24 protein-coding genes and 1 pseudogene are annotated in these 22176 nt (G+C 61.9%); 13 read left to right on the top strand and 12 right to left on the bottom strand.

The genetic code is table 11. From position 1 onward, the window contains the following. Nucleotides 1-2: 2 nt before the first annotated feature. Nucleotides 3-452 (bottom strand): helix-turn-helix domain-containing protein, encoded by a 450-nt coding sequence (locus NGR_RS33170; RefSeq protein WP_010875068.1) that lies wholly within the window; start codon nt 450-452, stop codon nt 3-5. Nucleotides 453-642: 190 nt separating this feature from the next. Further along, nucleotides 643-906: a DUF5372 family protein gene (locus tag NGR_RS19235; RefSeq protein WP_348774936.1), complete on the bottom strand. Its 264-nt coding sequence runs from the start codon at nt 904-906 to the stop codon at nt 643-645. 44 nt (nt 907-950) lie between these two features. Here NGR_RS19235 and NGR_RS19230 point away from each other — a divergent pair. Beyond that, nucleotides 951-1628: pseudogene (locus NGR_RS19230) on the top strand (ISNCY family transposase); the annotation flags it as partial. Between the two features lie 271 nt (nt 1629-1899). Then, nucleotides 1900-3291: an ISNCY family transposase gene (locus NGR_RS19225; protein WP_015887593.1), complete on the top strand. Its 1392-nt coding sequence runs from the start codon at nt 1900-1902 to the stop codon at nt 3289-3291. 313 nt (nt 3292-3604) lie between these two features. On the opposite strand, the gene NGR_RS19220 is transcribed toward NGR_RS19225, so the two are convergent. Then, nucleotides 3605-5107, bottom strand: coding sequence for a winged helix-turn-helix domain-containing tetratricopeptide repeat protein (locus NGR_RS19220; RefSeq protein WP_012708133.1), 1503 nt, complete (start codon nt 5105-5107; stop codon nt 3605-3607). 137 nt (nt 5108-5244) lie between these two features. Here NGR_RS19220 and NGR_RS19215 point away from each other — a divergent pair, with 137 nt between their 5' ends. After that, the gene (locus tag NGR_RS19215; protein WP_164924335.1) at nt 5245-5472 is read left to right on the top strand and encodes a DUF1127 domain-containing protein; all 228 of its coding nucleotides are present in this window, start codon (nt 5245-5247) and stop codon (nt 5470-5472) included. A gap of 13 nt (nt 5473-5485) precedes the next feature. Beyond that, nucleotides 5486-6748 carry an MFS transporter gene (locus NGR_RS19210; RefSeq protein WP_012708131.1) on the top strand — a complete coding sequence of 421 codons (1263 nt, stop codon included), beginning with the start codon at nt 5486-5488 and terminating at the stop codon, nt 6746-6748. Here the strand turns inward: NGR_RS19210 and NGR_RS19205 are convergent. Then, nucleotides 6702-7457 (bottom strand): SDR family NAD(P)-dependent oxidoreductase, encoded by a 756-nt coding sequence (locus tag NGR_RS19205; protein ID WP_012708130.1) that lies wholly within the window; start codon nt 7455-7457, stop codon nt 6702-6704. The two genes, NGR_RS19210 and NGR_RS19205, sit on opposite strands and share 47 nt — an antisense overlap. A 365-nt stretch (nt 7458-7822) precedes the next feature. On the opposite strand from NGR_RS19205, the gene NGR_RS19200 reads away from it, so the two are divergent. From NGR_RS19200 to NGR_RS19170, 7 genes are all read left to right on the top strand, one after another. Next, a complete protein-coding gene (locus NGR_RS19200; protein WP_012708129.1) occupies nt 7823-8407 on the top strand; it encodes a L,D-transpeptidase in 585 nt (194 codons plus the stop codon). A 190-nt stretch (nt 8408-8597) separates the two neighbouring features. After that, on the top strand, nt 8598-8738 hold the full coding sequence (locus NGR_RS33165) for a hypothetical protein (protein ID WP_018239837.1): 141 nt from the start codon (nt 8598-8600) through the stop codon (nt 8736-8738). Nucleotides 8739-8895: 157 nt separating this feature from the next. Beyond that, complete coding sequence (locus NGR_RS19190; protein WP_012708128.1) at nt 8896-9486, top strand: hypothetical protein; 591 nt, start codon at nt 8896-8898, stop codon at nt 9484-9486. A gap of 143 nt (nt 9487-9629) precedes the next feature. After that, nucleotides 9630-10217 carry a protein-S-isoprenylcysteine O-methyltransferase gene (locus NGR_RS19185; RefSeq protein ID WP_012708127.1) on the top strand — a complete coding sequence of 196 codons (588 nt, stop codon included), beginning with the start codon at nt 9630-9632 and terminating at the stop codon, nt 10215-10217. A 10-nt stretch (nt 10218-10227) separates the two neighbouring features. After that, nucleotides 10228-11007: a hypothetical protein gene (locus NGR_RS19180; RefSeq protein ID WP_012708126.1), complete on the top strand. Its 780-nt coding sequence runs from the start codon at nt 10228-10230 to the stop codon at nt 11005-11007. Continuing rightward, a complete protein-coding gene (locus NGR_RS19175) occupies nt 11004-11891 on the top strand; it encodes an SDR family NAD(P)-dependent oxidoreductase (protein ID WP_164924334.1) in 888 nt (295 codons plus the stop codon). The genes NGR_RS19180 and NGR_RS19175 overlap by 4 nt, the downstream gene beginning before the upstream one ends. Nucleotides 11892-12162: 271 nt before the next feature. Further along, a complete protein-coding gene (locus NGR_RS19170; RefSeq protein WP_012708124.1) occupies nt 12163-12576 on the top strand; it encodes a DUF4864 domain-containing protein in 414 nt (137 codons plus the stop codon). Nucleotides 12577-12594: 18 nt separating this feature from the next. Here the strand turns inward: NGR_RS19170 and tgt are convergent, their stop codons facing one another. The 5 genes from tgt to coaD form a co-directional block, all read right to left on the bottom strand. Further along, nucleotides 12595-13725, bottom strand: a complete 1131-nt coding sequence (gene tgt / locus NGR_RS19165) for a tRNA guanosine(34) transglycosylase Tgt (RefSeq protein WP_012708123.1) — start codon at nt 13723-13725, stop codon at nt 12595-12597. After that, on the bottom strand, nt 13722-14807 hold the full coding sequence (gene queA, locus NGR_RS19160) for a tRNA preQ1(34) S-adenosylmethionine ribosyltransferase-isomerase QueA (RefSeq protein ID WP_164924333.1): 1086 nt from the start codon (nt 14805-14807) through the stop codon (nt 13722-13724). The genes tgt and queA overlap by 4 nt, the downstream gene beginning before the upstream one ends. Before the next feature lie 74 nt (nt 14808-14881). Continuing rightward, nucleotides 14882-15391 carry a peptidylprolyl isomerase gene (locus tag NGR_RS19155; protein ID WP_012708121.1) on the bottom strand — a complete coding sequence of 170 codons (510 nt, stop codon included), beginning with the start codon at nt 15389-15391 and terminating at the stop codon, nt 14882-14884. Between the two features lie 23 nt (nt 15392-15414). Next, the gene (locus tag NGR_RS19150; protein WP_012708120.1) at nt 15415-15987 is read right to left on the bottom strand and encodes a peptidylprolyl isomerase; all 573 of its coding nucleotides are present in this window, start codon (nt 15985-15987) and stop codon (nt 15415-15417) included. Between the two features lie 24 nt (nt 15988-16011). Beyond that, entirely contained in the window at nt 16012-16506 is a 495-nt protein-coding gene (coaD, locus tag NGR_RS19145) for a pantetheine-phosphate adenylyltransferase (RefSeq protein WP_012708119.1), read from the bottom strand. A 228-nt stretch (nt 16507-16734) separates the two neighbouring features. Here coaD and NGR_RS33570 point away from each other — a divergent pair, with 228 nt between their 5' ends. Further along, nucleotides 16735-16866, top strand: a complete 132-nt coding sequence (locus NGR_RS33570) for a hypothetical protein (protein ID WP_282096854.1) — start codon at nt 16735-16737, stop codon at nt 16864-16866. A gap of 294 nt (nt 16867-17160) precedes the next feature. Here NGR_RS33570 and NGR_RS19140 read toward each other — a convergent pair whose 3' ends face one another. The 3 genes from NGR_RS19140 to NGR_RS19130 all read right to left on the bottom strand — a co-directional run bounded on the left by NGR_RS19140 (nt 17161) and on the right by NGR_RS19130 (nt 21060). Then, on the bottom strand, nt 17161-18561 hold the full coding sequence (locus tag NGR_RS19140; RefSeq protein WP_012708118.1) for an MATE family efflux transporter: 1401 nt from the start codon (nt 18559-18561) through the stop codon (nt 17161-17163). 132 nt (nt 18562-18693) lie between these two features. After that, on the bottom strand, nt 18694-19989 hold the full coding sequence (locus tag NGR_RS19135) for a TCR/Tet family MFS transporter (protein ID WP_012708117.1): 1296 nt from the start codon (nt 19987-19989) through the stop codon (nt 18694-18696). 162 nt (nt 19990-20151) lie between these two features. Further along, complete coding sequence (locus tag NGR_RS19130; RefSeq protein WP_012708116.1) at nt 20152-21060, bottom strand: LysR family transcriptional regulator; 909 nt, start codon at nt 21058-21060, stop codon at nt 20152-20154. Between the two features lie 116 nt (nt 21061-21176). Here NGR_RS19130 and NGR_RS19125 point away from each other — a divergent pair, with 116 nt between their 5' ends. Continuing rightward, entirely contained in the window at nt 21177-22175 is a 999-nt protein-coding gene (locus NGR_RS19125) for an aldo/keto reductase (protein ID WP_012708115.1), read from the top strand. Nucleotide 22176 lies beyond the last annotated feature (1 nt).

The following is a 22176-nucleotide window of genomic DNA, read 5'->3' as shown; positions in this document are numbered from 1 at the left end:
GCTCACCGTTTTTTTTTACGGGCGATCGCGCGTTCGATGCTGCGGGGATGGACACTGATGCCGAGCGTCGAATGCAGCAGTTCTGCCAGGGAGCGCGCCTGCAGCGGGGCGCCCGCATGCTGGTTCTGCTCGATGAGCTGCATGACCTCGTCGGTGAGTTTGTGGGCCGACTTTGGCCCTCGGGTGCGCGGCAGCAGGCCGGCAATGCCGTCGCGTTCGAACGCGGCCTCGGCCTGATAGTAGGTTGGCCGCGACAGACCGAAAAGCGCGGCGGCATCGGCCTTGTTGACGCCATCCTCCTGGACGTGACGCAGCATCTCGTACTTCACCTGCACGAGATCGAGAGGATCGAAGAAGGTGGACTCACGAAACCAGGGTGCACGGACGGCTTCGGGCCGCGCATTGAGTGCTCCGAGCTCGCGCAGTCGCTCACGTTTGGTCTCGTTGGGCATGGCATAACCTCTTCCTAGTGGTGTAAATCAAATTACGCCTCGATAGAGAACGTGTCAACCTAACGACGCCGGGCGATATGGCTGTTTATGCTGCATATAACTACAATGTAGAGGCAATTATCGCTGTGAGCGCCCGTATGATTCGGCATAATTAGATTTACATAATCGGCATAAATTGCCTGACACGCATTCAGCCGCCATGGCTGCGCTCGATTTGCTCGATCAATGCGGCTAGGGTTGCCAGATCATCTGGACGCACGAACGACCTACCGGCCGCGATCTGAATGAAAACATCGGGTGCAGCGACGTCCGTCCATGACGCAAGCAGCGAGCGAAGCCGCCCATCCGCGTCGTAGAACATGACGCGATCCTCGCCCCAGTTCTGCTTGCGTGTCGACAACACGAAGCGCTGGCCGCGCCACGGATGGAACGGGTGCGTGACCTCGAACTCTATACGCACTTGAGTGTCAGTACGAACTGCAGTCCTGGACTTGAAAGAAAGGCCGCGTCGAGCGTGCAAACCAGACGCTGCAGGATCGGCTTGTCAAGGAACTGCGGCTGCGCGGCATCGACACGATCGCGGCGGCCAATGCCTATGCGCCGGAGTTCATGGCCGACTTCAATCGTCGCTTCGGCAAGGCGCCGCGCAATCCGAAGGACATGCATCGGCCGTTTGCCGCGCATGAGAACCTCGATGGCGCCATGTGCCGCAAGGAGATCCGCAAGCTGTCGCAGTCGCTGACGCTGCGCTATGACAAGGTGATGTTCATCCTCGATCCGACCGACCTCGCCACGGCGCTCGCCGGCAAGAAGGTCATTGTCTGCGACTATCCCGATGGTCGCCTCGAGGTCACCCATGAGGGGACGTCCCTGCCCTACAGAACCTTCGACACGTTGCGCTCGGTGCACCGCCCTGAGGTGGTTGAGAACAAGCGCCTTGATGACGTGCTGGCGCTGGTGGCCGAGATGCAGGCCGGACGCGAGCAACAGCGCAGCAAGGGCGGACCGCGCCGCACCGGCCAGACGGATCATATGTTCGGCATTCGCGACGGCAGCCAGAGCAATGGCTACCAAAAGCGCGGCACGAAGCCTGGCCGGAAGACGGATTTTACCAAGGATCCGGTGGTCATCGCAAAGCGGCAACAAGCCCTTGCGCAGCTGAAAGCGGCGGAGTGACCGGGGGTGTCCAAGCTGAAGTTTATTTTGCAGCTGGAGCCATCCGCCGCCGACCGGGCTGCGCAACCCTGACCAGCTCCACCCGGTCGGCGGCTCGCGTCTTCGTACTTTGTAAATATACTTGCAAACGCAGTAATAATGAATAGGATGATGTCGCGTTTCTAAGTTGATTACTTTGTCTCATCTTTAAATAGCTGTGACATCGTGTGTAGCCGCAAAGTTAAAGTGTCCTGTTCCTGCAAAGTTGGAATGTCACTCTCCCCGGGTTTTGATGACCTGGGAGATTGCGGATGGGATGATTGCGATGAGCGAGCGCGACCTGCAGCGGATCGAGATTTTGTCGAAGGTGATCGCCGGGCGTATGACGTTGGTGTCGGCGGCACATGTGCTGGACCTGAGTACCCGCCAGGTGCGTCGTCTGTTGGATCGGATCAGCGCTGGCGGTGCGGCGTCGATCCGGCACAAGGCGATCGGCCGGCCATCGAACAATCGGATTTGTGACGGCGTGCGCGATTATGCCGTGACGCTCGTACGCGAGTGCTATGTGGACTTCGGACCGACATTAGCCGCTGAGAAGCTCGCCGAGCGCGACGGCCTGACGGTGTCGCGCGAGACCTTGCGCCAATGGATGTCGGAGGCCGGCCTGTGGCTGTCGCGCAAGCAGCGGCGGACCTTTCATCAGCCGCGGTTGCGGCGCGAGGCCTATGGCGAACTGGTGCAGATCGACGGATCCGAGCATCGTTGGTTTGAGGATCGCGGGCCGCCATGTTCGCTGCTGGTGTTCATCGACGATGCGACCGGCAAGCTGATGCAGCTGCGGTTCGTACGATCGGAAAGTGCGTTCACGTATTTCGAGGCACTGGAACTCTATCTGAAGGCGCATGGTGCTCCGGTCGCCTTCTATTCCGACAAGCATTCGGTGTTCCGGGTGGCGAAGAAGGATGCCAAGGGCGGCCACGGCATGACCCAGTTCGGCCGCGCGCTTTCAGAGCTAAACATCGAGATTCTTTGCGCAAACTCAAGCCAGGCGAAGGGCCGTGTCGAGCGGATGAACCGGACGCTACAGGATCGGTTGATCAAGGATCTGCGCCTGGAGGGCATCTGCGGCATGGACGACGGCAACGCTTTCCTGCCTCGGTTCATGGAGCGCTATAACCGGCAGTTTGCCATTACCCCTGCCCGATCTGATGATCTGCATCGGCCGCTGAACCTTGCCCCGGATCGGCTGCGCGACGTCCTGTGCAAACGTGAGCAGCGTTATGTCGGCACGCAACTGACGTTCTCCTACGAGCGCCAGCGGATCATGCTGGAGGAGACCGAGGTGACGCGCGGGCTGGTCGGTCGCTATGTCGAGACCTATGCCTATGCGGACGGCCGGCTGGATGTGCGCTGGAAGGGGCATTCCCTGCCCTACCAGGTGTTCGACAAAAACCAGCGGGTGACGCATGCGGCGATCACCGAGAACAAGCGGCTCGGTGATGTCCTGGCCTACATCAAGGAACGTCAGGAGCAGCAGACGAAGCCGGCGGTGAAGACCAACAGCGAGAAGATAGGCTACAAGCCGCGGGGGCGAAAGCCGGGTAAGCGGACGGATTTCATGAACGATCCCGCAGTCATCGCCCGGCGGCAGCAGGCGCTTTCCCACCTTGATGCGGCGGAATAATCGGCTGCATTCATAGTCTCAAAGCTAAAGCCGATAGGTGCGTCTCACCCGCCCCCTCCCTTCCCTTGCAACCCGGCCCAGCCGGTCCGGTCGGGGGCTTGCCTCAGCGCAAGTGGACATGCCGAGTGTCGTATTTCTAAATGGCTGAAGACGTATCCAAAGTGACATTTTAACTTTGCGCAATGGCGGACATTGCAACCTTGCCGCCACATCGTGTGTTGCTGGGTACATTCTATTTCCAAGTGCGACATGCCAGTCGCCCCGCTGCCGGCCTTTGCTTGCCAGAGCCGCCTTGAGGAATTGCGACGGCGCGTCACTCCGGTAGACCGGCCTTGCGGAAGCCATCAACGAAATGCTCAAGCGTCCGAGCGTCGCGGAATGGTTCCGTCGCGGCCCAGTGGCGGATCGTGAAATACGGGTTGCCGACGAGGAACAGTTCGGCCTCTGCGCGCGCCTCGTCGAGCCGGCCAAGTTGCGCAAGGCTTGCGGCCAGAAAACGGCGCGAGCTTGTACGGTAAGTCTCGTCGCTGCGCAGTGTCTCGACGGCGGCCTCGTATTCGCCGGCCGCATATTGCGCCTGGCCGAGCGTCAGATAGTACCAGCTTGCCGGAAACGGGTTCAGCCGGAACGCCTTGCGAATGTGCTCAAGACCCTCTTCGACGTGGCCCGCCAAGACCGCGATGTCGGATAATGCCGCCCAGGCGTCGGCCTCGTTCGGGTCTATCTCGATCGCCTTGGCGAATTCCGCATCCGCCGCCGCGAAGCTGCGCTCATAGGCAAGCAGGTAAGCCAGAACCCAGCGGCAGCCGGCATCGTTTGGATCGATCGCTACGGCTTTGCGCGCCAGTTCCAAAGCAACAGTACGGGAAGATTCAGTGGGGCCGCCGGAATGCACCCATCCCATCCAGTGATTTATGGCAAGCCAGCGATAGGCCTCGGCGTATTCCGGTTCGAGCGCAACCGCGCGCGTGAGCATCAGATGCGCTTCGCGCGCCGTCTGCGGTGAATCATCCATCAGCTTGCGCGCCCTCACGCAGAGATCATAAGCCTCGAGATTTTTGGGCCGATTGCGCGGCGGCGCTGCGCGCAGCCGGCCGAGCAACACCTCCACGATCTTGCCGGTGACCTCGTCCTGAACGGCAAAGATATCTTCCAGGCTGCGGTCGAAGCGTTCCGCCCATAGATGATCGCCGCTCGTCGCGTCGACCAACTGGGCGTTGATGCGCACGCGAGCCGCGGCGCGTCTTGCGCTGCCTTCCAGCAGGTAGCGCACGCCAAGGTCCCGTGCGATCCCGCGCACGTCCATCGCCTTTCCCTTGTAGGCAAAGGTCGAGTTGCGTGCGATGACGAACAGCCCGGGGCTCCTGGAAAGGTCGGTGATCAGGTCTTCGGTCAACCCATCCGCGAAGGATTCCTGATCGGGATCGTTGCTGAGATTCACAAAGGGTAGCACAGCGATCGACGGTTTGTCGGGCAGCGGCAAAGGTTTTCGCTCGCCGAGCTGTTCGATTGTCCCCGTGAAGCGGTAGCCAACACGCGGAACCGTCGAGATCCATTCACCGCCGTCGGCGGCCGGACCAAGCAGCTTCCGCAGTTGCGCGATCTGGACTGTGAGGTTGCCTTCTTCGACGGCCGTGCCCGGCCACGCCGCGTCCATCAACTCCGCCTTGCCGAGGATTTCGCCGGCCCGTCCGACGAGCGCTGCGAGCAGCTTTAGCCCGCGATAGCCAACGGCAACGGGATCGTCGTTCCGAAGGAGCGTTCCCGCACCCGGATCAAGCACGAACGGACCAAAGGCAAAGCGCGATCCCTGCATAGGGCGCAGCTATAGCCCGTTTGGATGTTTTTGAGAACTTTTTGGAAGGGCTTAAGTACGACGCCGTTCGGATCTCGCAGAATTCGACCTCTTTGAGATCGAGGGTCCCCGGAGCCCCGAACCACATGGAGGTTGCGATGAACGTTACTCCCCCCGTAGGGCCGGCCGAGCCGTCGCGCCGGCACCCCCGCCTGGCGACGCTGCGAAGCATTGCCGCGACCTGGCGCCGACGGACACGCTTTCGCTGGGAACTCGAGCAAGGGTTGAAGGACGACCCCCATTTGATCGCCGATATCGGCCTGACGAGACGGCAGGCGGAGGCAGAGATCGCCAAGCCCTTCTGGCAAGTATCAAACCCTTTGTAAGGTGAATGCTGCAATGACACCGGATCGTCAGTTTCGGCGTGCCGCAGTGGTTCGCCTGCCCTTGCACGCCACGACATCACCGCGAGAGGATCGTATCCCCTGGGCCGCGATGGCGGGCATCATCGCGACCGTCACGGTGTTCGCCCTGGCGCAGGGACTGACCTATCCGCTGCTCAGCTTCATCCTGGAGCGACGGGGAACGACGCCCGGCCTGATCGGTTTGTCGGCGGCGATGACGCCGCTCGGTTTCATCGTCTCCGCGCCCTTCATTCCGGTGCTGGCGCGGCGCTTGGGCGCGGCGCGACTGGCGATCCTGTGTTCGACCCTGGCTCCCCTCACCCTGATCGCCATTGCCTTGACACAGGACGTCTGGGCCTGGATGCCGCTGCGCTTGCTGCTTGGCATTTTCGCCAACCCGCTTTACGTGATCAGCGAAACCTGGCTGATCACGATCGCCCCCGCGCCACGCCGGGGCCGCATCATGGGCCTCTATTCATCGATCGTTTCGGGTGGCTTCTCCATCGGCCCGCTGTCGCTGGGCCTGGTCGGTACAGAGGGTTGGCCGCCCTTCATGATCGGCATCGTCGCCTTCCTTGTCTGTGGCCTGATCGTGCTTGCGGTCGTGCCGCGCCTGCCGAAGATGCCGCAGGAAGGCGAGGCAACGTCGGTCAGGGGCTTCTTCGCCCTGGCGCCGCTCCTGTTGTTCGCGGTTTTCACTGCTGCCGCCTTCGAGCAGACCCTGCTCTCCTTGTTCGCGGTCTATGGCGCGGCGCTCGGCAGCGCCGAGGCGCGCATCGCTTCGCTGATCACCTGTTTCATCGTCGGCAATGCCGTGCTGCAGATTGCGCTCGGACGCGTGGCCGAACAGTTTGGCTCGACGCGGACCATGTTGTTCTGCGCCCTGGCTTCGCTGGCCGGCTGCCTGCTGCTGCCGTCGATCTTCAACGCGTGGCTCATCTGGCCGCTCGTTTTCGTCTGGGGCGGGGTCTCGTTCGGGATCTACACCATGTCGCTCATCCAACTCGGGGAGCGCTTCAGCGGTCAAGCCCTGATCGCCGGTAACGCGGCCTTCGCGTTCGTATGGGGCGTCGGCGGCATCGTGGGCTCGCCCGCGACGGGGCTTGTCATGCAGCTCATAGGACATCAGGGGCTACCATCCTCCCTTGGCCTGCTGTGTTGTGCACTGGCGGTGTTGCTGATGGCGGAGAGAAGGTGCGATTCGGTTCGCCTCAGTGAGCCGTGTAGGCGCCGTCCACCAGATGGTAGCTGCCGGTGATGAAACTCGCCTCGTCGGACAAGAGAAAACAGGCGAGCGCCGCCACCTCCTCCGGTGTTCCTCGCCGGCCCATCGGCTGCAGGGCCTCGAGCCGGCGGGTCTTCGCCAGCTCGGCATATTCCGACAGAAGCGGCGTTTCGATCCAGCCGGGACCGACGGTGTTGATGCGGATTCCCATGCGCGCATATTCGATTGCTGCCGATTTGGTCAGGCCGACAACCCCATGCTTGGCCGCGGTATAGGCCGATGCGGTTGGCAGGCCGACGGAGGCAAGAATCGACGTCACGTTGACGATCGCGCCACCTCCCCGCCCAAGCATGGCTGCGATCTCGTATTTCATGCAATGGAAGGTACCGGTCAGGTTCACGTCGATCACGCGCTCCCAGTTGTCGAGCGGATAGTCTCCGGTCGGCTTTCGCACGCCTTCGATGCCGGCGTTGTTGACGGCCAGGTTCAGCCCCCCGCATTCACTGAGCGCGAAGCCGACCAACTGCTCGACAGCGCCTGCGTCGGCGACATCGACCGTAAAGTGGCGGGCTCGACCTCCCTTGGCGCGGATTTCGTCGACGATCCCCTCGGCGGCTTCGGGATTGAGATCGGCAACGACAACTTCCGCCCCCTCGCCGCTCAATTGCCGGGATATGGCGGCGCCGATTCCCGACCCGCCGCCGGTAACGATGGCGATCTTGCCGTCGAAGCGCAGTGTCATGCTGTCGATCCTTCTTAGCTCTTCCCACTCCCAGTCGAGCAGACGCGGGTGGTTGCCGCAAGGGTTTAATCTATCCCCGAAGCCGGCGGCGCGATGGCTCGATCGCGTCAGTCGGTCATAACCGTTCGCGAGTCGACCTCCTCAGGCCAAAGATTCGGGCGCCGAGAGGGACAACCCGACGCGAATCGGTGCGCCGATCCTCCGCGGCGACCCTTCATAGCGTCTCGAATCGGGCCTGCACTCCCCTGATTCTGAACGTCAAATTCACCTCGTGGTGCCCGCCTGAGATGCGAGGCTTGGCACAGCGCCCGCAGCGGTGTTAAACACGCAGAACGGGGACTCACGAATTTTCTCAGTAGGTGAAGATGGACAAGAACCACGTTACGCGTCGCATGCTCGTGTTGGGTAGTCTGGCTCTGGTGGCCACCGGATGTAGTTCGATCGGGCGAACAATTGAAAGCCCCATCGCCTCCAGGACGCGTATCGACCCGCGCTACCGCAGGCAGGAAGTGGCCTATCACGGCGGCGAGGCACCGGGAACGATCGTCGTCAACACCGAAGAACGCTATCTCTACTACGTCCAAGGCGGCGGCTGGGCGGTTCGCTACGGCATCGGCGTCGGAGAGGAAGGGCGTACGCTCAAGGGCAAGGCGACGATCGGCCGAAAGGCTGAGTGGCCGTCGTGGACACCCACCGAAAGCATGATGCGCCGCAAGCCTCACCTGCGTCAGTATGCGGGGGGCGTCTCAGGCGGGTTACACAATCCGCTTGGTGCATCCGCCCTCTACCTCTATCGTGGCGGGAACGACACCATGTTTCGTCTGCACGGCACGAACGAACCCTGGACGATCGGTCAGGCAGTATCGAGCGGTTGCATCCGTTTGACGAACGACGACATCGTTGATCTCTACAGTCGGACCCCCGTGGGGACCCCGGTATTGATCATCTGATGGTATTTGCGCGCATATTTGGTATAAATAATCAAGCCATGTGTGTTGAAGAACCCGTTGAACAGTTCCGGACCGACAAACCTGACGCCAACTGTGTCCTTCTTGCACTAGGCTAAGACGAGAATCGCCACTATTACTTGGAGTGTTGCCTTCGATAAACCATTCCGACTATTGAGGAAAGGACTTCTGAATGAGCAGAATTCTAATCGTTATGATCGCATTGCTTTCTGTCACCGGGCTGACCGCTTGTGACACGATTGGCAAGGGTAAAGGGAAGGCACCGCCGCCAGCTGCAGAGCCGGCAGTAGAGCCCGCTCCCGTTTATAAGTAACAGCTGAATTTGCCCCGTGGGGAGTTTCTAAGACCCTCCCCGCGGGGCGCCTTGAAGACCGAACACCCCAGGGCTGACGGTCGAAGACGCCACTGAGTGGCCCGAGCCGGCCCAAGTTCTGCTAATATTGAGTTCGGCGACAGAGCGAAGTGACGTGATGACATCTGCAGCAAGCCGTATCCTACCTGTGATCTTGCTCGCATTCGCCGCGACAGCGTGCCAGACGCAAGACAAAAGTGCCCAACCAGCCTATGTGTCGAGCAGCCAGAAGATTGGCGGACCGGCCAAGCTGGTATCCCAATCCCGACAGCAAGGCTACTTCATCGAATTCCGCTCGCGCTATGCACTGAGCTACGGGCACACTTACGCAGTTTTCGGTCGCACCAATGCTGCGGGGGCAATGATCAACCCGGAAGTCGCAGGTCTGGCGCCAGCCACCAACGATACCGGCCCCTACGTCCTTGGCCACTTCTTTCCCGTGCCGGCCGAGACCGGAGCGAGCGACGGCGACCTGGAAGAGGAATACAGGTCGGCCAGTTGGCGCATCATGCTGACCGAGGCGGAGTATAACGAGGTCGTCGGCTTCATACGAAAGCTGAAGGCAAAGTCGCGCGTCTGGCAGGCGACAGTCTACAACTGCAATGCCTTCGTCGCCGAGATTGCCCGTTCCATGGGATATAAGACTCCAGGCATCTGGCTAAGGTCGCAGGAATTCATTACAACGCTCCGTGAGATGAACGGGGGCTAGCGCGATCGGCTCCTGCAGCGCCGCGCGATTTCTCGGACGCGCAAAGGTCCCCGTCGGCTCTACCATTTGAGGAAACATGCAGCGGCCCTGGCCGCTTCGGCCGGCGGCATGATCGCGGATGAGCCTTTTAAGCTAGGATATGCATGTCGATTGCTTCTATTGGGCAAATTATTTGGGTGCTTGGCATCGTCGGCTGGTACTTTATTCGCCGTCCCTACGAGCGCCGCGCCAAGCGCGTGGAGGTCGTCAGCAACCGCCGCTCGGCTTCGGAGACGATCGGGCTGGCTGCGGCCCTGGTTGGCCTCGGAATCGTACCGGGATTCTATGTCGTGACCGGGATTCCCGAGGCAGCCGATTATCCGGCCAGCGGGTGGGCTGTGGCCATTGGAACCCTCGTCTTCGCTGCCGCCATGTGGGTGTTTCGCCGGACCCATAAGGAGCTTGGCCGCAACTGGTCCATCACGCTGGAGATCCGCGATCGCCATGAGCTGATCAGCGGCGGGCCCTATGCCCTTGTTCGCCACCCAATGTACACTTCGTTCATGCTCATGGGTGTCGGGCAGGCCTTCCTGCTGTCGAACTGGGTCATGGGCTTCGCCGGACTGGTCGGTTTCGCGATCCTGTTTTTTCTGAGGGTGGACAAGGAGGAGCGCATGATGCTGGAAACATTCGGCCCGCAATACCGCGCCTACATGGAAAGAACCAAGCGGATCATTCCCTTTCTCTACTAGAGGTGTCCCGATGCGAGGCCGAGCTCTCAAGCTTTCGGGGCCGCGACGCCTCGTCGGCGATCTGATGCGGTTTTCGATCCGTGTGCCGCGGGTAACCGTGCAGCGACAGATGCATCTCGGCCCGCTCCTCCAGGCCCGGATGTCACAACAGAGCAGACCGTCCTGGACTGTCCTGTTCCTCAAGGGATATGCGCTTCTTTCTCTCGAAACCCCCGAACTGCGGCAGGCCTATGTCAAATTGCCGAGGCCTCAACTTTACGAGTATCCGGAAAGCATTGCTTCCGTCGCCCACGAGCGCGAGCTTGGCGGCGAGCGGGCCGTGCTTCTGAGCCTGATCAAGGCCCCCGAGCGCCGCTCGATCGCCGAACTCGCCGCCCTGATCGAAGCGGCGCGGACGCGTCCCGTCATGGAGGTGAAGGAGTTCCGGCGCGCCCTGAAGATCGCCCGGCTGCCGGCGCCGATCCGGTGGCTGCTTATGTGGCTCGGTCTCAATCTGGGTCGTCCGCGCGGCCGCCATTTCGGAACCTTCCAGTTGTCCGTCTATTCAGGGCTCGGCGCCGAATCTCTCAATCCGCTGACACCCCTGACGACGATCTTCAATTATGGCCCGATCGACGATCAAGGCACGGTAACGGTGCGCATCCACTATGATCACCGGGTCATGGACGGCGCCAATGTGGCGCGGGCGTTGGAGCGGTTCGAAAGAATCCTGAATGGCGAAATCGCTGCCGAGGTATCCGGTCAAACGGAAACCGTCGCCGTTGCGGGCGCTGTCCCCGGTGCGGCATGATGACGGAAGCCCAGCTTCGCCCAGCCGTCGTCGTGGTGGGCGGCTCTCGCGGCATCGGCAAGGCGATTGCCAGCGTTGCCGCCCGGGACGGCGCAACCGTTGTGCTGGTGGCGCGCTCGCCGGACGGTCTTGCGGTCGCTGCCGCCGATATGCCGAAGGCCGGCAGCGAGGTATTCACTTTCGCCTTGGATCTCCTGGCCGATGACGCGGCACGTCAGCTCGAATCGTTCCTGTCCGAACGCGGCCTGTTCTGCGATGTCCTCGTCAACAGCGCCGGCTATGGCCTTCGCGGCAGCGCAACGCTGTTGTCCATCGGTGACCAACTCGGCATGATCGATCTGAACATACGCGCCCTCACCGACCTTACGCTTCGCTTTCTCCCGGGTATGGTCAGCCGCGGCCGCGGCGGCGTCATGAATCTCGGCTCCGTCGCGAGCTTCACACCAGGCCCCTACATGGCTCTGTATTATGCCAGCAAGGGCTTCGTGCGATCGTTCTCGGAGGCCCTTCACCAGGAACTCCGCCGCACCGGCGTCACCGTGACCTGCGTCGCGCCCGGGCCCGTATCGACCGAATTCCTCGAGCGATCGGGAGCCAATCGGGCAACCCTTTTCAAGGTACTGCCCAAGGTCGATTCGCAATACGTCGCCGAGCGCGCCTGGCGCGGCTTCAGATCCGGCCGTCGGCTCATCATTCCGGGCATCTCGGCCAAGCTGGCAATTGTGATCACCTCCCTGATCCCTTCCGCGCTGTTGCTGCCATTGATCAGCCGCCTGCAGCGCCGGAGCAACGATCCCTGTCCTTGCGGATCCGGGAAGAAATACACGGCATGCCATGGTGCGCGCCAACGCAACGCCGAACGGGCGGTCTCCAAGCGCGGCTAGATTCCGCCGAAGGCGGGCGGCCCCGGTCACGAGATTGTGACCGTTCGCGTGAGACTTGAGAGATGCGGCGTAAATTGCTGAAATATCGGCATCGCTCTTGATGTTTCCGGCGCGCGACTACCCTATCAGCCGAAGGGTGGTGCTTATCAACGAGACTGCCGGGCATATGCTTCGATAACAATGAGCGGGATGAGGAAAAGTGTGTGCGGTTTTCCGCCCGCATCCCGCTCTAACGCATTAGAATCGATCATCGTGATCTATGGAGGCGTCCATGACAAGAGTGGTCGTCGCTCTCTGTCTGGTGCTCGCGCTTGGCGCCGGACGCGCGCTTGCGGACCCTGTGGATACCGCGAGATCCGTCATCCGCGCCCAGATCAAGGCATTTCTCGACGACGACCCGGAAACTGCCTACTCCTTCGCCTCCCCCGGAATCCGGGAAAAGTTTCCGGACCAGCTTGTCTTTTTCGAGATGGTCAAGAAGAGCTACCAGCACCTCTATCGCCCGGGCAATTTCGCCTTTGGACGGTCGAAGCTGGTTGGCAACGAAGTGATTCAGGAAGTGCTGATCTTCGGATCGGACGGCAAGGATTGGACGGCAATCTACGAGCTCGTCCCTCAGCCGGACGGCAGCTACAAAATCAATGGCGTGGTGATGGTACAGACCGCCCCGGGTCCCGCCCTCTGACTATTTGACGGTTTCGACTTACACCGGCGCAAGGTCACCGCGCTGCCAGCCTTCCTGGGTCTCTGCCATGAAGTCTGCATAGCGCCCTTCTTCGATCGCCTTGCGGATGCCGGCCATCAATTCCTGGTAATAGGCGAGATTGTTCCAGCTCAAAAGCATGCCGCCGAGCGATTCGTTGGAACGGATCAGGTGATGCAGATAGGCGCGAGAGTAATCCCGCGTCGCCGGGCACGAGGACTGCTCGTCGAGCGGCCGCATGTCTTCGGCATGGCGCGCATTGCGCAGGTTGATCCGGCCGTAGCGCGTGAAGGCCAACCCATGGCGACCGGAGCGCGTCGGCATGACGCAATCGAACATGTCGATCCCGTGCGCGACCGATTTCAGGATATCGTCCGGCGTTCCGACGCCCATCAGGTAACGCGGCTTCTCCGCCGGCAAGACCGGGCACGTGACATCGAGCATGTCGAGCATCACCTCCTGCGGCTCGCCGACGGCGAGCCCGCCCACCGCATAGCCCTTCAGGTCGAGCTCCTTGAGCGCCAAGGCGGAGCGTTCGCGCAGCTTCGGAATGTCGCCGCCCTGCACGATGCCGAACATCGCCTTGCCCGGCTGGTCGCCGAAGGCGACCTTGCAGCGCTCCGCCCAGCGGATCGACATTTCCATCGCGCGCTCGATTTCGCCCGGCTCCGCCGGCAGCGCGACGCACTCGTCGAGCTGCATCTGTATGTCGCTGTCGAGCAGCCCCTGGATCTCGATCGAGCGTTCCGGCGACATATGATAGAGCGCGCCGTCGACATGGCTCTTGAAGGTCACGCCCTGTTCGTTGAGCTTGCGCAGGCTCGATAGCGACATCACCTGGAAGCCGCCGCTGTCGGTCAGGATCGGTCTTTCCCAGCGAATGAAGTTGTGCAGACCGCCGAGCCGCGCAACGCGTTCGGCACCGGGACGCAGCATCAAATGGTAGGTGTTGCCGAGAATGATGTCGGCGCCGAGTTCACGCACCTGATCGAGATACATCGCCTTGACCGTACCGACTGTTCCGACCGGCATGAAAGCCGGCGTCCGGATTGTCCCGCGCGGCATCGAAACCTCACCGCGGCGCGCCTTGCCGTCAGTTGCAAGCAGCTTGAATTGAAACGTCTCGGTCATTGGTCTTTCCGGAAGAGCAGGCTTGCATCGCCATAGGAGTAGAAGCGGTAACCGGCTGCGATCGCATGGGTATAGGCGCCGCGCATCGTTTCCAATCCGGCGAAGGCAGAAACCAGCATGAACAGCGTCGATTTCGGCAGGTGGAAATTGGTCATCAGCATGTCGACGGCGCGGAAGCGATAGCCCGGGGTGATGAAGATCCCGGTCGTACCCGACCAGGGATGGATCTTTCCGTCCTCTGTCGCAGCGCTTTCGATCAGCCGAAGCGACGTCGTGCCGACGCAGACGATGCGTCCGCCGCGCGCCCGCACCGCATTCAGCTTTTCGGCGGTCACCGCGTCGACATGGCCGATCTCCTCGTGCATCACGTGGTCATCGGTATCGTCGGCCTTGACCGGCAGGAAAGTTCCCGCCCCGACGTGCAGCGTGACGAAGTGCCGCTCGATGCCGGCCTCGTCAAGCTTGCCGAACAGCCGGTCGGTGAAGTGCAGACCCGCCGTCGGAGCCGCGACGGCTCCCTCCTCGCGGGCATAGACGGTCTGATAGTCGGCGCGGTCGCGCGCATCTTCGGAACGCTTGGAAGCAATGTAAGGCGGCAGCGGAATATGCCCGACCGACATGATCGCCTCGTCGAGCACCGGACCGGAAAGCTCGAAGCGAAGAGTGACCTCCCCTGCCTCGCCCTTTTCTTCGACCGTCGCATCGAGCGAACCCAGCAGGCAGGCATTGCCTCCATGGCCGAAGCTGATCCGGTCGCCGGGCTTCAGCCGTCGGGCCGGCCGCGCGAAAGCCTTCCAGCGGTCGGGGGCGACGCGCATGTGCAGCGTCAGCGAGACCTGCGTGGCGACGTCCTCGCCGCGCCGGCGAATGCCCTCGAGCTGCGCCGGAATGACCTTCGTATCGTTGAAGACGAGCGCATCGCCGGGGCTCAGGAACGACGGCAGATCGAGCACACCGAAGTCGGAAAGAGCCGGCTCGCGTTGCGGTCGCACGACGAGCATGCGGGCGCTGTCGCGCGGGCTCGCGGGCCTCAGCGCGATGGAAGTCTCCGGCAGGTCGAAATCGAACAGGTCTACGCGCATAGGGGTATCGAACAAAAGCAAACCCGCCCCGGTGGCTTAAGCGCGACCGGGGCGGGTCTGTGCATTAGCGCAAATCAGGCGTCCGCGGCAACCCGCATGGAGACGATCGAGTCGGGATCGCGCACCGGTTCACCGCGCTTGATCTGGTCGATGATGTCCATGCCTTCGATGACCTGACCCCAGACGGAGTACTGCTTGTTGAGCCAGGGGGCGTCGGTAAAGCAGATGAAGAACTGGGAGTTCGCAGAGTTCGGCATCTGGCTGCGGGCCATCGAGCAGGTGCCGCGCACATGCGAAACCTCGGAGAACTCGGCCTTGAGGTCCGGCTTGGAGGAGCCGCCCATGCCGGCGCGCGCCGGGTTGAAGTGCTCGCCGCCGGTCTTGCCGTACTGCACGTCGCCGGTCTGCGCCATGAAGTCCTCGATCACGCGATGGAACACGACGCCGTCATAGGCGCCCTCGCGCGACAGTTCCTTGATTCGGGCGACATGGCCCGGAGCCACGTCCGGCCGAAGCTCGATCACCACCCTGCCCTTGGTGGTCTCCATGATGATCGTGTTTTCCGGATCTTTGATCTCGGCCATGGTTTTTCTCCTTCTGTCTGATCCTATTTGCCGACCTTGACGCTGATCATGCGGTCAGGGTCCGTGACGGCGCCGTTGTTGGCGTCGTCGCCAAGCTTGATGTTGTCGACATTCTCCATGCCTTCGACGACCTTGCCAACGACCGTGTATTGGCCGTTCAGGAAATCGCCCGGAGCGAACATGATGAAGAATTGCGAGTTGGCGCTGTCCGGGCTCTGCGAGCGCGCCATGCCGATGGTGCCGCGCTCGAAGGGAACATCCGAGAACTCGGCCTTGAGGTCCGGCTTCGAAGAGCCGCCCGTGCCGGCAGACTCCGGCTGAAAGCCGTCTTTCATGTCGCCATACTGGACGTCGCCGGTCTGTGCCATGAAACCTTTGATTACCCGATGGAAGGCGACGTTGTCGTATTCGCCGGCGGCGGCCAGTTCCTTGATCTGCTGCACGTGCTTCGGCGCGATGTCCGGGCGCAGCTCGATGACGACGGGGCCGTCCTTGAGCTCGATCGTCAGGAAATTGTCGCTCGACTGGGCCTGAGCGCCTCCCGTGAGGGTGGCGAGCGCCAGGGCGCCTGCAAAAGCGAATTGGAGGATTTTCATGCGTTCTCCTTGCGTGGTGGAAGCTCAGGCTTTGTGCTTCGCCTGCAGCGCCTGAAAGACCGGCCCGGGAACAAAGGCGCTGACGTTGCCGCCCATGGCTGCGATCTGCCGGACCAATGTGGCCGTAATGGGCCGGGATGCTGTCCCCGCGGGCAGAAACAGTGTCTGGATATCGGGGGCCATTTGCCTGTTCATGCCGGCCATCTGCATCTCGTAATCGAGATCCGTGCCGTCCCGCAACCCACGCACCAGAAGGCTTGCTCCATGCTGACGGGCGGCATCGACGACCAGGTTGTCGAAGGCGACGACGGCGATGTCCCCCGCCCTTTGCGGCAGGGATTCACTGAGCGAGCGACGGATCAGACCTGCCCGTTCGTCGAAGGAAAAGAGCGGCGTCTTGCCGGGGTGAATGCCGATCGCGACGATCACCTTCGACGCGACGTTAAGCGCCTGAACGAGCACATCAAGATGACCGTTCGTCATCGGATCAAAGGAGCCGGGATAGAAAGCCGTGGTCATCGCGCCTGTTTCCGTTTGGTGAAGCCTTTTGTCACGGACCGTGGCCAATCGCAAGGGTGGCGCGATCCACCTCGCCCTGTTCCACCGGAAACAGCAGCGCCCCAAGGATGAATGCTAGATGAACCCAGCGTTCAAGATGACTTCACACCGGAAGTTGTAGCCTGAAACAACAAGTGAATGGAACTTTTCTGAATGGCATGCCGTTGTAGCAGGTGAAAGGAGACGGCCATGGGACTTGCGATATTTTCGATGGCGATGTTTTTCGCAATGATTTTTGCGACCATGCAAGCGCTTCGCAACGAGACCCGTGACCGCGTGACGGTCCTGTCGGCAGCAACGGATGGGCTGAGGAAAAAGTGAAGGCGACCGCGACGGCAAGAACGTCGCCAACGCCCTGAGATGAAATGCCTCCAGGAAACTTCTGCCAGGAAGTTTCACAAGCGGTTCCATTTCTTCCCCTGGTGGGACCGCTCACTATGAGCCGGACGGCATCCCCTGCCCGTCCGGCTATTCTTTTGCCCAGTTCGTGCATCGCTCGATTGCTAGAGCGGGATGAGGAAAAGTGTGTGCGGTTTTCCGCCCGTCTCCCGCTCTAACCTATTAGAATCGATCACGTTCATGATTTTAGGTCGATCCGACCTTAAATCATCGTGATCACACGGCAGCAGGTCTGCGCATCGAGTGGATGAGGCGGAAGAAGCGCCAGTTGAGCAGCAGGGCGGCCGCCGCCAGCCCCAGCGCGAAGCCGAACCAGACGCCGACGCCGCCGAATTCTAGCGGAAAGGCGAAGGCCCAGGCGCAGACGAAACCGATCGGCCAATAGGAAATCATCGCCAGGATCATCGGCACGGTCGTGTCCTTCAGTCCGCGCAGCATGCCGGCGGCGATCGCCTGGAGCCCATCGACCAGTTGGAACGCGCCAGCAATGACGATCAGCGGACCGGCGAAGGCAAGCACCTCGGCGGCGTCGGGCCGGCCGGTGTCGAGATAGAGGGTCGCGAGTTGATAGGGAAGCAGTGCGAAGATCGTGCTGCCCACGGCTGCGAACCAAGAACCGAGGGCGAGCACGGCGACGGCGGCGCGCCGGACGCCGAGGAGATCGCCGCTGCCATAGGCAAGGCCGACGCGAACCGTGCCCGCCTGGGCAAGGCCGAGCGGAATCATGAAGGCGATCGACGCGAACTGGAGCGCGATGCCATGCGCCGCGAGTTCGATGGTGCCGATCGTTCCCATCAGCAGCGAAGCGACGGTGAAGAGGCTCACTTCCGCAAGGATCGTCAGCGAAATCGGAACGCCGAGATAGATGACCTCGCGGAAAGCCGGCCAGTCCGGGCGCCAGAAGCGCACAAAAAGCTCATGCCGATCGAGTTCCGGCTGGCTGCGTATGTAGCCGATCGTCAGCGCCGCACCAAGCAGCGCCACGCCGAGAGCAGCGACCGCGGCACCGAATATACCAAGCGCCGGAAAGCCGAAATGGCCGTAGATCAGCAGATAGCAGAGCACGGCGTTGAGAACCAGGGTCGCGAGCGTCACGTAAAGTATGATCCCGGCCCGCTCCAGGCCGCTCAGAAACGCCAGCAGCACCATGAAGATCAGGCTCGGAAAGATCGCCCATTGCGCGATGTGCAGATATTCCGCAGCGAGAGCCGAAACTTCCGGCTTCTGGCCGGCAAGAAGCAGGATCGGCTCGGCCATCCAGAGGATCGGCGCGGTCACGAGCCCATAGAGCAGGACCACCCACATGCCCATGCGCACGGAGCGGCGGACCGACACTCTGTCGCCCCGCCCCTGCGCCTGCGCGACCATGGGCACCACGGCATTTGCGAAGCCGCTGCCGAATATGAAGATGGTGAAAAAGAACTGTGTGGCGAGGATGATCGCGGCAAGCTGGACCGCTCCGAGCCTGCCGACCATCAGCACGTCGGTGGTATTGATGGCGAGCTGCGCAAGCTGCGCACCGATGAAGGGTACGCCGAGGTAAACGCTGGCCCGGAAGTGGGTGCCCCACGAATTGTCGGTTTGTGCAGACACAAGCTCTCGGTTCGCGGTCAGCATGGAATAATCCTCGCTCTGCGGCGCAGTGGGCATCAAATTCTAGGAGTAAGCCGAATTACAGCACCACCGGGACGGGCGCTAGCGACAACGGCGAATCTGCTTAATTTTTCATCGGACTATCAAGAAAATTGATCAATCCGCCGGCGCTTGCGATCGTGGCGCAAACTGTTCCCGAGGACCGTTCACCGAAGTCGGCTCGGTGACCTGAAATGCGCCGACGTGCCGCACTCGCAGCAGGAATACGGACAGGCTTGCGACGATCAGGCACGCCGCCACCGCGTAAGGCGCGCCGGAGAACGCGTAACCGGCTGCCAGGCTCGTGAAGAGGGCGAAAATCTGCGTGAACAGAAGCGGCCCGAGGATCGTCGTTATACTCGAAATGCTGGTAAGAGCTCCCTGCAGTTCGCCTTGCGCCGAGGGCGGCACGTGGACCGACGCGATGCTGCGCAATGGCGGATCGGCGAGACTTTCGAGCGCCGTCGCGACGATCACGACATAAACCATCCAGCCCTGCCAGGCAGCCGCGTAGCCGGCCATGCCAAGCGCCGTAAAGACGAGACCGAGCGTCGCCGTCCTTCGCTCACCGAATTTCGACACGACACGCGGCAGGACGACCGCCATCACCAGCGCTCCGCCAACGCCGAAAATGCCGAGTGACAATCCGATCTGCCCCTCGCTCCAGCCGTAGCGATAGGACGAAACGAAGGACCAGACCGCCGGATAGACGGCATGGGCGAGCCAGTAGAGGAAGAAGACGAGACCCACCCAGCCGATTCCGGGATAGTTGCGCATCTGCTTCAGCGCGCCGAGCGGGTTTGCCCGATGCCACTCGAAGCGGCGCCGATTTGCCGGTTGAAGCGTCTCGGGGAGAAGGAACAGGCCGATCGCGAAGTTGGCGAAGGAGAGCGCGGCCGCGCCGTAAAATGGGACGCGTGGACCCAACTCGCCAAGAAGGCCGCCGATCACAGGACCGAGCGCGAAGCCGGTGCCGAAAGCGATGCCGATCAACCCGAAGTTCCTGGCACGGTTTGTATCGTCGCTGACGTCGGCGATGAAGGCGGAGGCAGTGCCAAAGCTGGCGCCGCTGATGCCGGCGAGAATGCGGCCGACAAACAGCATCCAATAGCTCGTCGCCAGCGCGCAGATCAGGTTGTCGATCGCGAACGTCAAGACCGAGGCCAGCAGGATCGGCCGCCGTCCGAACCGGTCGCTCAAATTGCCGATCACCGGCGCAAATAGAAACTGCATGCCCGAATAGACGAGCAGCAGCCAGCCGCCCTCGATAGCCGCCTCGCCGACATTCGCCCCGGTCAGTTCCTGAAGGTAGCTGGGCAGCACGGGGACGATGATGGCAATGCCCATGATGTCGAGAAGCAGGATCAAGAAGACGAGGAACAGGCCGCGTCGCACGAATTTCCTGTCGAGCATGAAGCTCCCCTCCCCGCTGTCCGTCGCAGCGGAGACAGAACAAGAACGACGTCACCAAATAAGGTTTATCGCATCGTCTGGAGCGAAACAATCCAAGAACATTTCAAAGGTGCTTATCGGAATGATCACGATAGCGAATGAGTTTCCCTGCTCAACCTGCGTTCATCGCGACAAGGGTCGCTGCCGTACCTTCAGGAAATCGACGAAAGCGCGCAGCGGCGGCGGCATGTGTCGCCGGCCCGCGTAGTAGAGATAGGGTCCCGGGAAGCTGGTTACCCATTCTTCCAGAATAGGAACAAGGCGCCCGGCTTTGATTTCCGGCACGAGGAATTCTTCAAAGGTCCGGATGATCCCGAGCCCGGCAACGGCAGCGCTGATCTCGAGATCGATTGTATTGGCGAGCACGGTAGCCGGTGGCGCCACGGTGATTGTCGTCTCGCCCTCGCCGAATTCCCAGGGCAATGCGATGCCGTTCTGAAACCGATGGCGGATTGTGGCGTGATCGAGGATATCGCGCGGATGCTGCGGCACGCCGCGGCGGGCAAGATAGGCCGGGGCGGCCGCCGTGGCATAACGCTGCACGCGCGGCCCGATCGGGATGGCGATCATGTCCTTTTCGAGACGCTCCTCGTAACGCACGCCTGCGTCGAAGCCCGCCGCCAGAACATCGATGAAGCCGTCCTCCGCGGTTACCTCCAGGGTGATCGCCGGGCGAGCCTGGAGAAAAGGACCGACGATGGGGGGCAGGATCTCGCGCGCAACGATTGTCGGGACGTTCAACCGCAAGGTTCCAGCCGGGTTGTCGATTTCGCTGGCCGCCTGATCGAGAGCGCCAGCGATCTCGCCGAGCGCCGGCGCCAGCCGCTCGACGAGGCGCCTGCCCGCCTCGGTTACCGTGACGCTGCGCGTCGTGCGGTTGAGCAGCCGCACGCCCAGCCGGGATTCGAGCCGCCGCAGCGCCTCGCTGAGAGCGGACGCCGACACGCCTCGTTTCTTTGCGGCCGTACGAAAGCTGCGTTCGCGCGCCACGGCCGCGAAGGCGTCGAGATCGGCAAGGGGAAGATCATTCATTGTGCGGCAATCCGTACAAGCTGTGTCATGAATGACGGATTATCGCACAGATCGATCGGGAGTAAAACGTTACAGCGAACGAAACGGCCGTAGGGCCTCACGCAAGGAGAAGTGAGATGCAGATGGTTTCGCTAGGCACGTCCGGTCCAGAGGTTGCGGCGATCGGCCTCGGCTGCATGGGGATGTCGGGGATGTACGGTCCGGCCGATCGGGCGGAAAGCATTGCCACCATTCATGCCGCCATCGAGGCCGGCATCACGCTGCTCGACACGGGCGATTTCTACGGCATGGGTCACAACGAGATGCTGATCCGCGAAGCTCTCGCCGGAAGGCCCCGGGACAAGCTACAACTGAGCGTGAAGTTCGGTGCGCTGCGCGATGCGGCCGGCGGCTGGTCCGGCTACGATGGGCGGCCAAAGGCGGTGCGGAACTTCCTGGCCTACAGCCTGCAGCGCCTCGGCGTCGACCATATCGATATCTATCGTCCCTCCCGTCTCGACCCGGATGTGCCGATCGAAGAGACGATCGGTGCAATCGCGGACATGGTCAAAGCGGGCTATGTGCGTCACATCGGCCTCTCCGAGGTCGGAGCAGAGACGATCCGCCGTGCCGCCGCCGTCCACCCGATCAGCGACCTGCAGATCGAATATTCGCTGATCTCGCGAGGGATTGAGGACCAGATCCTCCCCACGTGTCGAGAACTCGGGATAGGCATCACCGCCTATGGCGTGCTGTCGCGCGGCCTGATCAGCGGTCACTGGCAGAAGGACGCAGCCAGGAGCGGCGACTTCCGCGCCATGAGCCCCCGTTTCCAGGAAGGCAATCTCGAACAGAACCTCGCCTTGGTCGAAGCCTTGAGACGCGTTGCGGCTGACAAAGGCGCCACGGTGGCGCAGATCGCCATCGCCTGGGTCGCCGCTCAGGGCGGGGATATCGTGCCGCTCGTCGGTGCCCGGCGTCGCGACCGTCTGTCCGAGGCGCTCGGCTCACAGGCGGTACGCCTGGATGCCGGGGATCTCGCCGCAATAGAGCGCGCCGTTCCGAAGGACGCTGCCGCCGGCGCGCGCTATCCCGAGGCACAACTTGTCCATATGGACAGCGAAAATCGGCGATAAC

The sequence above is a fragment of the Sinorhizobium fredii NGR234 genome, assembly GCF_000018545.1.
Taxonomy (GTDB): domain Bacteria; phylum Pseudomonadota; class Alphaproteobacteria; order Rhizobiales; family Rhizobiaceae; genus Sinorhizobium; species Sinorhizobium fredii_A.
Note: the sequence above shows the minus strand (reverse complement) of the source record. Positions and strands in the feature narration are given on the sequence as shown.

Coding starts and splice junctions, on each gene's coding strand:
- NGR_RS33170 (WP_010875068.1), bottom strand. CDS start 452: ATGCCCAACGAGACCAAACGTGAGCGACTGCGCGAGCTCGGAGCACTC.
- NGR_RS19225 (WP_015887593.1), top strand. CDS start 1,900: ATGACCTGGGAGATTGCGGATGGGATGATTGCGATGAGCGAGCGCGAC.
- NGR_RS19220 (WP_012708133.1), bottom strand. CDS start 5,107: ATGCAGGGATCGCGCTTTGCCTTTGGTCCGTTCGTGCTTGATCCGGGT.
- NGR_RS19215 (WP_164924335.1), top strand. CDS start 5,245: ATGAACGTTACTCCCCCCGTAGGGCCGGCCGAGCCGTCGCGCCGGCAC.
- NGR_RS19210 (WP_012708131.1), top strand. CDS start 5,486: ATGACACCGGATCGTCAGTTTCGGCGTGCCGCAGTGGTTCGCCTGCCC.
- NGR_RS19205 (WP_012708130.1), bottom strand. CDS start 7,457: ATGACACTGCGCTTCGACGGCAAGATCGCCATCGTTACCGGCGGCGGG.
- NGR_RS19200 (WP_012708129.1), top strand. CDS start 7,823: ATGGACAAGAACCACGTTACGCGTCGCATGCTCGTGTTGGGTAGTCTG.
- NGR_RS33165 (WP_018239837.1), top strand. CDS start 8,598: ATGAGCAGAATTCTAATCGTTATGATCGCATTGCTTTCTGTCACCGGG.
- NGR_RS19190 (WP_012708128.1), top strand. CDS start 8,896: ATGACATCTGCAGCAAGCCGTATCCTACCTGTGATCTTGCTCGCATTC.
- NGR_RS19185 (WP_012708127.1), top strand. CDS start 9,630: ATGTCGATTGCTTCTATTGGGCAAATTATTTGGGTGCTTGGCATCGTC.
- NGR_RS19180 (WP_012708126.1), top strand. CDS start 10,228: ATGCGAGGCCGAGCTCTCAAGCTTTCGGGGCCGCGACGCCTCGTCGGC.
- NGR_RS19175 (WP_164924334.1), top strand. CDS start 11,004: ATGATGACGGAAGCCCAGCTTCGCCCAGCCGTCGTCGTGGTGGGCGGC.
- NGR_RS19170 (WP_012708124.1), top strand. CDS start 12,163: ATGACAAGAGTGGTCGTCGCTCTCTGTCTGGTGCTCGCGCTTGGCGCC.
- tgt (WP_012708123.1), bottom strand. CDS start 13,725: ATGACCGAGACGTTTCAATTCAAGCTGCTTGCAACTGACGGCAAGGCG.
- queA (WP_164924333.1), bottom strand. CDS start 14,807: ATGCGCGTAGACCTGTTCGATTTCGACCTGCCGGAGACTTCCATCGCG.
- NGR_RS19155 (WP_012708121.1), bottom strand. CDS start 15,391: ATGGCCGAGATCAAAGATCCGGAAAACACGATCATCATGGAGACCACC.
- NGR_RS19150 (WP_012708120.1), bottom strand. CDS start 15,987: ATGAAAATCCTCCAATTCGCTTTTGCAGGCGCCCTGGCGCTCGCCACC.
- coaD (WP_012708119.1), bottom strand. CDS start 16,506: ATGACCACGGCTTTCTATCCCGGCTCCTTTGATCCGATGACGAACGGT.
- NGR_RS33570 (WP_282096854.1), top strand. CDS start 16,735: ATGGGACTTGCGATATTTTCGATGGCGATGTTTTTCGCAATGATTTTT.
- NGR_RS19140 (WP_012708118.1), bottom strand. CDS start 18,561: ATGCTGACCGCGAACCGAGAGCTTGTGTCTGCACAAACCGACAATTCG.
- NGR_RS19135 (WP_012708117.1), bottom strand. CDS start 19,989: ATGCTCGACAGGAAATTCGTGCGACGCGGCCTGTTCCTCGTCTTCTTG.
- NGR_RS19130 (WP_012708116.1), bottom strand. CDS start 21,060: ATGAATGATCTTCCCCTTGCCGATCTCGACGCCTTCGCGGCCGTGGCG.
- NGR_RS19125 (WP_012708115.1), top strand. CDS start 21,177: ATGCAGATGGTTTCGCTAGGCACGTCCGGTCCAGAGGTTGCGGCGATC.